Source organism: Pseudovibrio sp. POLY-S9 (assembly GCF_001431305.1).
GTDB lineage: Bacteria > Pseudomonadota > Alphaproteobacteria > Rhizobiales > Stappiaceae > Pseudovibrio.
In genome coordinates this window covers 240,946-252,318 of the sequence record NZ_LCWX01000122.1, presented here as the reverse complement: position 1 = coordinate 252,318, position 11,373 = coordinate 240,946, and the positions used below count along the sequence as shown (strand labels likewise).

Sequence of the window (11,373 nt, the reverse complement as noted above, 5' to 3'; positions counted from 1 at the left end):
TTCATCCAATGCCTTAGCCGGTGCTGGCTTGCGGAGGACGCCACCCTTGTCATCAAGGAAGACGTTGACGGTGTAACCGTCCAAGCCAGTACCGTTGACTGTTTTGACGTCTTTGTGCAGCATGCCTGCATCCAGCAGTTCGCGAATGAGGAACCCCATTCCGCCTGCTGCTTCAAAGTGGTTTACATCGCTTTTGCCGTTTGGATAAACGCGGGCGAGCAACGGGACGAGCTCGGACAGGTCTGAGATGTCCTGCCATGTGAGCTGAATGCCAGCGGCGGCGGCGATTGCGACGAGGTGCATGGTGTGGTTGGTGGAGCCGCCTGTTGCGTGCAGGCCAACGACACCGTTTACGATTGCGCGTTCGTCGATGATCTCAAAGAGCGGTGTAGGGGTGCTGCGCTGTGCGGTGAGTTCGACAACTTGTGTGACTGCTTCTTCAACCAATGCTTTGCGCAGGGGCGTCAGCGGGTTGGTGAAGGAGCTGCCCGGCATGTGTAGGCCCATGATCTCCATCAGCATCTGATTGGAGTTTGCGGTTCCGTAGAATGTACAGGTGCCAGGCGAGTGATAGGATGCGCTTTCAGAAGCAAGCAGTTCCTCGCGGGTTGCTTTTCCTTCTGCAAACAGCTGGCGGATGCGGGCTTTCTCGTCGTTGGCAATGCCGGAGGTCATTGGGCCAGCAGGTAGGAAGATTGCCGGTAGATGACCGAAGGACAAGGCTCCGATGAGCAGGCCCGGGACGATTTTATCGCACACACCGAGGAACACTGCCGCGTCAAACATGCCATGTGACAGCCCAACGGCAACGGACATGGCGATCAGGTCACGGGAAAACAGTGACAGGTCCATCGCTGGCAGACCTTGTGTGACGCCGTCGCACATGGCTGGTACGCCGCCAGCAACCTGAGCTGTCGCCTGAATTTTGCGGACTGTTTCGCGGATGATTTTCGGGTAGCTCTCGTATGGCTGGTGTGCGGAGAGCATGTCGTTGTAGGCGGTGACGATGCCGAGGTTTGGCTGCTTGTCTGTGGCGAGGTGCTGTTTATCAGCTGCCGGACAGGCTGCGAAGCCATGTGCCAGGTTAGTGCAACCGAGGTTTGTGCGTTGTGGTGCGTTTGTGTGTTGCGCTTTCATGCGACGAAGATAGTCTTGTCTGCTCGTAGCGCTGCGCTCGATTATGCGATCTGTAATCTCTTTGAGGCGAGGGTGAACCATGTCTTTTGCTCTGCCTTTTGTTCTTTGACTTTTCATCAGTCAAACCGAATGACCAGATGCGGGATTGGGAGGAGGAAATCCCTGTTTTTGGTCGTTTTAATCGATTTAAATTCTGAGCCTAATTTTTATTCTGACAACTCTGCCCGTAGGCAATTTTGATTTTTTCGGGGATTGGCGCAAGTGGGAGAAATACTTGCAAGGGTGACCAGGTGCCAGCGGACTGGCACCTGTTGTTTAATCAATATGTTTCATCATGCCATGTACGGCCATCACGCTCGATAAGTGCGATGGAAGCAGATGGGCCCCACGTGCCTGAGGTATAAGGCTTTGGAGCTTCTTTAATTTGGGACCATTGTTCAAGGATCGGATCGATCCATGTCCATGCCGCTTCGACTTCGTCACGGCGCATGAACAGGGTCTGGTTGCCACGGATCATATCCATGATGAGGCGCTCATAAGCATCCGGATGACGGGAGCTGAAGGCTTCAGCAAAGGTCATGTCCAGTGGTACTTCGCGCAAACGCATGGAACCCGGGCCCGGGTCCTTAATCATCACCTGCATTTTCACGCCTTCATCTGGCTGCAGGCGGATGACCAGCTTGTTTGCAGCAATCCGTCCAGCATCTGGCAGGAAGATGGAGTGAGGCAGGTCTTTGAATTGGATGGTGATTTCGGAAACACGAGCGGCAAGGCGTTTGCCGGTGCGCAGGTAGAACGGAACGTTGGCCCAACGCCAGTTCTCGATGTCTACTTTGGCAGCTACGAAGGTTTCAGTGTTGGAATCGTTGCGACCCAGCTCTTCCAGATAACCCTTCACAGCACCACCAGCAGATGCGCCGGCACGGTACTGACCGCGAACTGTGTTGCGCTCGACCATTTCGCTGCTCATTGGACGGAGGGCTTTGAGCACCTTCAGTTTCTCATCGCGCACACTGTCTGGTGCCATGGATTCAGGTGGTTCCATAGCAACGAGGCAAAGCAGCTGAAGCAAGTGGTTCTGCACCATGTCGCGCAGAGCGCCTGCGGTGTCGTAGTAACCAGCGCGGCTTTCAACGCCGAGTGTTTCTGCCACGGTGATCTGTACGTGGTCGATGTGAGCCGCGTTCCAGAGTGGTTCAAACAGTACGTTAGCAAAGCGCAGAGCCATAAGGTTCTGAACGGTTTCTTTGCCGAGGTAGTGATCGATACGGAAAATCTGATGCTCTTTGAACACGGAACCGATGGTTTCGTTAACTTCGTGAGCAGATCTGCCGTTCTTACCGATCGGCTTTTCGATGGTGACGCGGGAGGTTTCTGTTACCAGGTTGTGTTCGCCAAGGGCGGAACAGATCGGACCGAAGAAGTCTGGAGAAACAGAGAGGTAGAAAGCGCGGACGACGTCTTCGCGGCCTGCCAGTTTTTGCTCCAGAGCTTCCCAACCGGTGTTCTGAGCAACGTCAACGGACACATATTGGATACGGGCGAGGAAGCGTTCGAGAGCTTCCTGATCTACTTCAGCGACGTGCTCGCAAATGGCATTGCGGGCCCAGTCGCGGTACTCTGTATCGCTGAGCTCGCGGCGGGAAACTGCGATGATGCGCGCGTCTTCGCCCAGATGACCGACTGGTTCGCGATGATAGAGAGCTGGGAGCAGCTTGCGGTGTGCAAGATCGCCGGTGCCTCCAAAAACAACGAGATCAAATGGGTCAGATTGAGCTGGACGGTTCGCCATGGAGTTCCCTTAGTCGTGAGCCGGTATCGGATATCCGGCTTCAATTGCTTGGCATGCGGTATCAGTTGGAGAATTTGCAGGAGCAAGCCAGCAGGCCAACTGAATTAAATTTGATTGTAGAGTTGTGAGAGGCGCGGACGTGAGCCGCAAGCTTGGCAGTTAGACTGCTCTTATCTGCATCAAAACTCATACAAAGGTTGCATTTATGAAATTGCACCTCTGTTTGATGCGGGTTTCATCAAAATGCAAGCAAAAATACGAATGTGCCTAGAAACTAGGCAGTTCAGCATGCTGAAAGGGGAAGTCGCCATCCAAAAAATGCAGTTTCTGTGGGTTTTGTTTTCTGACTGTCATGATTTGTACAATTCCAACAAGCATTTGTAATGGCGGCATTGGGGAGCTTGCGATCTTTTGCTAGGCTTGCCCCAAGGGAAATATAAATGAGGAGGCATGCCCTATGCTTCCTCTGGGAGGAAATGGTATGGGATCTCGTCAGCAAAAGGTTGCCGGTTTAAAAACACTCATCGATCAGGGGCAGGGCAATGCGCCTGCTGATCTGGTGTTGAAGAATGTTGAGCTGTTCAATGTTATCGACGGTAGTCTGACGAAGACTGACATTGCGATCTCCGGCGAGAAGATTGTTGGGACTTATGACGACTACAGCGGTGTGAACGAGATCGACTGTAGCGGCAAGATTGCCGTGCCGGGCTTTATCGATACCCATCTTCATGTGGAATCTTCGTTGGTGACACCGTTTGAGTTCGATCGTTGTGTGCTGCCTCACGGTGTGACGACTGCGATTTGTGATCCGCACGAGATTGCCAATGTGACCGGTGCTGCTGGCATCAAGTACTTCCTCGACAGCTCTGTTGAGACCATTCTGGATTTACGGGTGAACCTGTCTTCCTGTGTGCCTGCCACCAAATTTGAGACAGCTGGTGCTCAATTGGAGATTGATGATCTTTTGCCGTTCAAGGACCATCCAAGCGTTATTGGTTTGGCGGAGTTTATGAACTTCCCCGGTGTGTTGGCCGGTGATCCGGATGCTTTGGCTAAGATTGCTGAGTTTGAAGGGGAGCATATTGATGGTCATGCACCTTTGGTGCGTGGCAAAGCTTTGAATGGCTACCTTGCTGCGGGCATTCGGACTGATCATGAAGCAACCACCTCAGAAGAAGCATTGGAGAAGATCTCTAAGGGCATGACAATCCTGATCCGTGAAGGATCTGTCTCTAAAGATCTGGATGCTTTAGCGCCTGTCCTGACACCTGAACGGGCCAGTTTTGTTGCGCTTTGTACGGACGATCGAAATCCTCTTGATATTGCGGAGGAGGGACATCTTGATTGTCTCATCAAGCGCCTGATTGCTCATGGATGTGCACCTCGTGATGTCTACCGTGCGGCAAGCTGGTCAGCAGCCACTGCGTTTGGTCTGCGAGATCGCGGATTGATTGCGCCGGGTTGGCGTGCAGATATTGTGCTGCTCAATGACTTAGAAAGCTGTGATGTGGATCAGGTGATCAGTGCTGGGCGGGTGGTTTCGGATGAGTTGTTTGCCAGCCGCAAGTTGATTGAGCCGGAAGGATTGCTGGACAGTTGCCATGCCGAACCAGTGCATGCAGAGAGCTTCCGTGTGCCTGCGCAGCGCGAAACATCAGTGATTGGTGTGAAACCGGGGCTGATTATCACCGAGCATCTGAAGAGGGATTTGCCCGTTGAGCATAATTATTCCCAGATCGACTTGGGGCAGGATGCTATCAAAGTGGCTGTTGTGGAGCGTCATGGAAAGACAGGGAATATTGCGACAGGGTTTGTAAACGGTTTTGGAATGACATCGGGTGCGATTGCCTCCTCTGTTGGACATGACAGTCACAACATCTGTGTGGTTGGCGCTGATGAAGAGGCCATGGCAATTGCTGTGAACCGATGCATTGCGTTGCGCGGTGGATTTGTGGTTGCTGAAGGTGAAGAAGTGCTGGCTGAGATGGAACTGCCACTTGCCGGATTGATGAGTTTGGAGCGATTTGAGGTGGTCAAAGAGCGTTTGGAAGTGCTGCGCAAAGCTGCAAAATCGCTCAATTGTGTTCTACCAGAGCCGTTTTTGCAGGTCGCATTCTTGCCTCTTCCGGTTATTCCCCACCTTAAAATTACTGATTTTGGGCTTTTTGATGTGTCGAGTTTTCAACTCATTCAATAGAGCAGAGCTTTGATATCTCTTGGGTTCTCGAGAAAAAATCAGTGGAATTGAGTAATGTGTCGCATTGAAGGTCAACCGTATGTCTGGGTTGACGCAATGGTAAACCTACCGCAAATTCCACGCAAAGCATGATGATATAAGGTTTTTCTGATATGTTGCGCACATGAACCTTGGCGCTCAGCTTCGGTTTCCTGTCAACTTCGTCTGAAGAACTATAATAATTCGGGGAGGAGATCTGCGCATGGCGACAGGTCGTGAGGGACAAGTGGAATTTCCAATTCGTACTATCGATAGCTATCTGGATGATACGGTCAAAAATTATGCGCACCGTCCGGCTATCTACTTCATGGGCAAATCAACAAGCTACGGCGAATTGGGAGATTTCGTTGAGCGTGCTGCAGGTGCCCTGCAGGCGATGGGTGTGAAGAAGGGCGACAAGATCGGCCTTTGTCTGCCTAACACGCCGTACTACACCATTTTCTATTTTGCGATCATGAAAATTGGCGGTGTCGTCGTCAACTTCAACCCGCTTTATGTTGAGCGCGAAATCGCGTTCCAGGCACGGGATTCTGGCGCACGCATCATGGTGACCATGGATCTTTCTGTGATCTATGATCGTGTGGAAGCTGTTCGTCAGGAAGGTGCTCTGGACAACATCATTGTATGTCCGATGGCTGACATTCTGCCTCAGCCTAAGAAGCTGTTGTTCCAGCTGTTCAAGCGGAAGGATGTTTCCAATATTCCAGCTGATAAAGCTCACATCCGCTTCAAAGATTTTCTTGCAAAGTGCAAAGGCATTACTCCGGTTGAGATTGAGCCGAAGGAAGATGTGGCGATCCTGCAGTATACCGGTGGTACGACTGGTGTGCCTAAGGGTGCGATGCTGACGCATTACAACATTACGTCAAACATGGAGATGCTGGAAAGCCATTACGGTGGCTTGAAGCGCGGCTACGAGAAGACACTTTGTGTGCTGCCATTCTTCCATGTGTTTGCGATGACTGTTCTGCAGAACCTTTCCATTCTAGGCGCTGCTGAGATGCTGCTTATGCCGCGGTTTGATCTGAAAGAACTGCTTGATCTGGCTGCGAAGAAGAAGCCAACCTTGTTTGCGGCTGTACCAACGCTTTACACCGCGATCAACAACAGTGAGCTGACGAAGAACTACGATCTGACATCAATCCGTTATTGTATGTCTGGTGGAGCGCCGCTGCCTGTTGAAGTGAAGCAAAAGTTTGAAGCCCTGACAGGCTGCGTTCTGGTGGAAGGCTATGGTCTGACAGAGAGCTCTCCGGTTGCCTCAGCTAACCCTATGGACGGAACTGGCAAAGACGGTTCTATCGGTGTTGTGATGCCGGGAACGACTGTTGAGTTTCGTGATCTGGATGAGCCGGAGAAGGTCGTTGCGCAAGGCGAAAAAGGTGAACTTTGCATCATCGGCCCACAGGTCATGAAGGGCTACTGGAACCGTCCTGACGAGACCGCCAAGACTTTGGAAGGTGGCCGTGTCTTGCACACTGGTGATGTGGGTTACATGGATGATGAGGGCTTCATTTTCCTTGTTGATCGCATCAAGGACCTCATCATCTGTTCTGGCTACAACGTTTACCCGCGTGTGATCGAGGAGGCACTTTATCAGCATCCGTCCGTTGCTGAGGTTATCGTGATTGCTATTCCAGACGGGTATCGCGGTCAGGCACCGAAGGCCTTTGTGAAGCTGAAAGATGGTCAGAGCGCGACTGCAGAAGAGTTGAAAGACTTCCTGAAGGGGCACATCTCCAAGATTGAGATGCCGAAGGCGATTGAATTCCGTGAGGAGCTGCCAAAGACCATGGTTGGTAAGCTTTCCAAGAAAGAGCTGGTTGAAGAAGAGGCCGCCAAGACACGCAGCACTGAAAACGCCAGCTGATAGCTACTTCGTGAAAAAAGAAAAGCCCTCGCATTTGCGAGGGCTTTTTGCTTGAGCTTAGCGTTTGCTCTAGTGCGTTTTCGTGGGCGCTGTTCCAGTTGCCACTTTCTTGCCCAGCACAGTCTCGCGGTGCAGGGTGTAAAGGGAAGCTGCGACGATAATTGCGCCGCCGAGATAAGTGGTCCAGAGCGGCCAGATGCCGAAGATTACAACAGAAATGATTGCCGCGTAGACAAGGCGGATATAATCAAACGGTGCAATCACAGAGGCCTCACCAAACTTGAGGGCCTGAATGTTGCTCATCTGAGCACTCCAGCTCACACCTGCCAGCAAGAGCAGCAGGATCGCATCATTTAGGTTGATTGATACCCAATAATAGATGCCGAAGGGGGCCATGATCAGACCCACAAAGGTTGCTTGAAAGGTCAGGATTGTGATGGGCTGATCAACCTGAGTGACCTTGCGCAGGATGATGCCTACGAGTGCGGCACAGGCTGAGGCCAGGATCGCCATGAAGCTGTAGATGCTCATTTCCGCGCCGGTGCCGGGCTGGACGATGACCATCACACCGATGAAGCCAAGGATAGTCGCCGAAATTCGGTGAATGCCGATAACTTCTTTCAGAAAGAAAACTGCAAAGATCGTGATGAAAAACGTGCGTGCAAAACCAATCACTGTGCTTTCAGCAAGAGGTAGGTGAATGACCGCGGTGAAGCCGAAATACATTGCAGAGGACGCAAGCAGGATGCGGCCCAGGTGAAGCAGTGGAGCCTGTGTTTTGAGCGAACCCGGAAATCCTTTGATAATGATCGGTGCTGAGATCACCAGCATGAAAAACTGGCGCAGCATAAGGATTTGAGTAACGTGTAAGCGGTCGCCGAGCAGCTTGATGATGGTGCTCATGACGGCCATAAGGAATGTTGCCAGAAGGGCCCAGCAGATGCCGCGTGTGTTATTGGACAGGCTTTGCCATTTTGCGGAAAACCTTGTTTTTAACGCAGCAGATGATGAGCTGCCTTCAGGCTCTGCTGAAGGAACAGGCATGTAACTGCTTTCGAAGCTGCCTTGATACGATCAAAACGACCAGACCCGATGTCTGGTGCAAAATGGTGTGCGCCAGGGGGCGGACAACGTAACAAAGATCAGATGGGTGTATGGCTTAAATAACCTAATGTTTGCGGTTTGGTCAAATTCTAAAACAAATTTTAGCTTGAGAGTTTCGACAGTAAGCACGAAGCTGCCGACAACTTAGAGCTCCAAGTACCCTTCCGTAATTTGCTCTAAATGATGCGATAATGACCTTAAGTCACTCTGGAAAATACACCTCTGTGGTGAACCAGAAAACACTTGCAGCCTGAGAAAAGCACTGTACGTTCTCTGCTGATACGTAAAAAGCTGTATTGGGAGGTGCGGTGTTGGGTCGCTCTCCAGATTTTTGAGGTTTTCATGAATCAGGTTGCTACACCGAAGTTTGGAATTGGTGCTCCCGTTCGCCGAAAAGAAGATGCTGCCTTTATTTCTGGCAAGGGTCGTTACACGGATGACCTGAAGGTGGCTGGTGCAGCACATGCCGTTGTTTTGCGGTCTCCTCTCGCGTTTGCCAAGTTCACCTTAGAGGGAGTGGATGAAGCACGGGCTATGGATGGTGTGCAGCTCATTCTGACTGCTGCGGATATTGAAGGAACGAACTCTATCCCATGTAAAGCCGTGCTTCGGCAGCTGGATGGGACGAAGCACTGGGTGCCTCATCGTGAAGTTCTTTGCTCTGAAACAGCCCGATTTGTTGGTGATGCTCTTGCGTTTGTGGTTGCCGATACGGTGGAGCAAGCGCGGGCTGCGATGGAGGCGATTGAGGTTGACTACGAGGATGTTGATCCGGCAATCGGAACTGAAGCAGCCTTGGAAGACGGCGCTCCGCTTGTGTGGCCTGAGCATGGGTCTAATGAGGCCTTTCACATTGGCATGGGTAACAAGGAGGCGATGGAAGAGGCCTTCCAGAATGCGCATCACGTTACCAAGATTAAGGTGATCAATAACCGTCTGGTGTCCAATGCGATTGAGCCTCGGGCTTGTATTGGCGAGTTTGATGGTGAGAGCGGCAGGTATACGCTGACCACTGGAACGCAGGGCGGTCATGGGATGCGTGATCTGATTGCCAAGAACATACTCAACGTCGACCCTAAAGATATCCGCGTTGTGACTCCTGATGTGGGTGGTGGTTTTGGCACCAAGATGTTCACCTATCTTGAATACCCGCTTTGCCTGATTGCCGCGAAACGTCTTGGTCATCCCGTGAAATGGCTTCAGGAGCGTACTGAGCACTTCATGTCTGATGCGCATGGCCGGGATAATGTATCCACGGCTGAGCTTGCGCTTGATGAGACCGGTAAGATGATCGGCCTCAAGGTGCATGTGCTTGCAAACATGGGCGCTTATCTGCACGAATTTGGCCCAGGTATTCCTCAGATCGGCATCACCATGACCCCCGGTCTTTATGATATCCCCGCAACATGGGTGGAAGCGACAGGCGTTTATACCAATACAGTGCCGGTGGATGCGTTCCGAGGGGCAGGGCGTCCGGAAGCGCTTTATCTGATGGAACGACTGGCAGACAAAGCTGCGCATGAGATGGGTATGGATCCGGCGGAGTTTCGTCGACAAAGTTTTATACCCGATGCTGCTCTGCCTTATACGACAGCGTTTGGCCGCATGTATGATACGGGTTCCTTTGGAACTCACCTGACCAAGGCGCTGGACGAGATTCATTATTCGACGTTTGCGGAGCGTGAAGCGGAGAGCAAGGCAAAAGGTTTGTATCGCGGTGTTGGGCTATCGACCTATGTGGAGGCGTGTGCCTTTGCTGGCGGTGAGGAAGCTAAGCTTGAGCTGAACACGAACGGCAGCGTTACTTTGCTGATTGGAACGCAGAGCAACGGTCAGGGTCACGCAACTGCATATGGCCAAGTCATTGCAGAACATCTTGGTTTGCAGCTTGACCAGGTTGAGATGGTGCAGGGAGATACGGACCGTGTCGCGACTGGCGGTGGTACCGGTGGATCACGGTCCATTCCGATTGGTATGCCATCTGTGAAGGCAGCTTCTGAAACGCTGGTTAAGAAGATCAAAGAGATCGCCAGTGAGAAGCTTGAGGTTGGTGTTGGGGATCTGACGCTGGAAGACGGGCAGGTGCGCGTGGTTGGTACCGACCAACAAGTCAGCCTTGTTGATGTGGCTGGTTCGCAACCGGATACCTTGAGTGCAGCGGAAAAAGTCATGCAGGATGAATGTACTTATCCCAATGGCACGCATGTGTGTGAGGTGGAGATTGATCCGGAAACGGGCAAGACGGACGTGGTCAGTTATGTGATCGTGGATGATTTTGGCGTGACGGTGAATCCGATGCTTTTGGCTGGTCAGGTGCATGGTGGTGCGGGCCAGGCGATTTCGCAGGCGCTGTGTGAGAACACGGTTTATGATGAAACCGGGCAGCTGCTGTCAGCGTCCTTCATGGACTATCATGTTGCACGTGCTGATGATTTGCCGAATTTCGACTTCTCGACGAGCAATGTTCCTTCCACGACAAATGCGATGGGCATCAAAGGGGCTGGTGAGGCTGGTTCTATTGGAGCGGCGCCGGCGGTGATGAATGCCGTGCAGTATGCGCTGCGCAAGAATGCAGGTGTTGAGCATATAGATATGCCCGCGACGCCGGTTGCTGTCTGGAGTGCTATTCAGGACGCTCAGAATTAAGCTATCAATATAGTAAAGTTTGAGAAGAGATTGTGCAGGCGGGCTGGTGTCCCGCCTGTTTTCGTAGGTATCAGAACGCTTTGAAGGTGATGATGGTTCTGGTGTCCTGGATGCCTTCGAAGACCTGAACCTTGTTTGCAACGAAGTGTCCGATATCTTCGTTATCATCGATGTAGAACTTGGCCAGCAGGTCGAAATCCCCGGAGGTGGAGTAGATCTCGGAGGCGACTTCCGCGTCTGCGATGGCGTTGGCAACCTGATAGGTTTTTCCGAGCTGGCATTTGATCTGTACAAAGAACGGAATCATAAATCTGCTATCCTTCTGTCCCGAAAGGCTGATTTGTCTTTCAGGGATGCGCTCAAATTTGAGTTTGCGTTGTTTTGTGAGCATTTTGCGTTGAAGCTGCGTTTTTTTGCAAGCTTTTGCGTTTTTTAAGCGAAATCTACCCCCAGTTGCCTTTTGTCGCTGCCTCTCGTTTCCGCTTGCAGTTCGCTCTCTTGTTTGCTAGCAAAAAATTCTAACCAATGGGGGTGCTCGGAAGTGACTGACGGGCTGAGAGGCGCAAAGCCAACTCCTAGAACCTGATC

General features: G+C 51.8%; 7 protein-coding genes. 3 read left to right on the top strand and 4 right to left on the bottom strand.

What is annotated here, in order from left to right:
- Both PPL9_RS10665 and zwf read right to left on the bottom strand, forming a co-directional pair.
- Window positions 1-1,218, bottom strand: a 1,218-nt coding sequence (locus PPL9_RS10665) for a dihydroxy-acid dehydratase (RefSeq protein ID WP_057462669.1), incomplete at its 3' end; no start/stop codon positions are given.
- A gap of 238 nt (window positions 1,219-1,456) precedes the next feature.
- On the bottom strand, window positions 1,457-2,929 hold the full coding sequence (gene zwf, locus PPL9_RS10660) for a glucose-6-phosphate dehydrogenase (protein ID WP_057462668.1): 1,473 nt from the start codon (window positions 2,927-2,929) through the stop codon (window positions 1,457-1,459).
- 481 nt (window positions 2,930-3,410) lie between these two features.
- Here zwf and ade point away from each other — a divergent pair, with 481 nt between their 5' ends.
- Window positions 3,411-5,126, top strand: a complete 1,716-nt coding sequence (gene ade, locus PPL9_RS10655; protein ID WP_057462695.1) for an adenine deaminase — start codon at window positions 3,411-3,413, stop codon at window positions 5,124-5,126.
- Between the two features lie 241 nt (window positions 5,127-5,367).
- A complete protein-coding gene (locus PPL9_RS10650) occupies window positions 5,368-7,035 on the top strand; it encodes a long-chain fatty acid--CoA ligase (RefSeq protein ID WP_057462667.1) in 1,668 nt (555 codons plus the stop codon).
- 69 nt (window positions 7,036-7,104) lie between these two features.
- On the opposite strand, the gene PPL9_RS10645 is transcribed toward PPL9_RS10650, so the two are convergent.
- Window positions 7,105-8,079, bottom strand: coding sequence for a DMT family transporter (locus tag PPL9_RS10645; RefSeq protein ID WP_057462666.1), 975 nt, complete (start codon window positions 8,077-8,079; stop codon window positions 7,105-7,107).
- Window positions 8,080-8,481: 402 nt separating this feature from the next.
- Here PPL9_RS10645 and PPL9_RS10640 point away from each other — a divergent pair, with 402 nt between their 5' ends.
- Entirely contained in the window at window positions 8,482-10,785 is a 2,304-nt protein-coding gene (locus tag PPL9_RS10640) for a xanthine dehydrogenase family protein molybdopterin-binding subunit (RefSeq protein ID WP_057462694.1), read from the top strand.
- 70 nt (window positions 10,786-10,855) lie between these two features.
- Here the strand turns inward: PPL9_RS10640 and PPL9_RS10635 are convergent, their stop codons facing one another.
- A complete protein-coding gene (locus PPL9_RS10635) occupies window positions 10,856-11,092 on the bottom strand; it encodes an Lrp/AsnC ligand binding domain-containing protein (RefSeq protein ID WP_057462693.1) in 237 nt (78 codons plus the stop codon).
- Window positions 11,093-11,373: the final 281 nt, after the last annotated feature.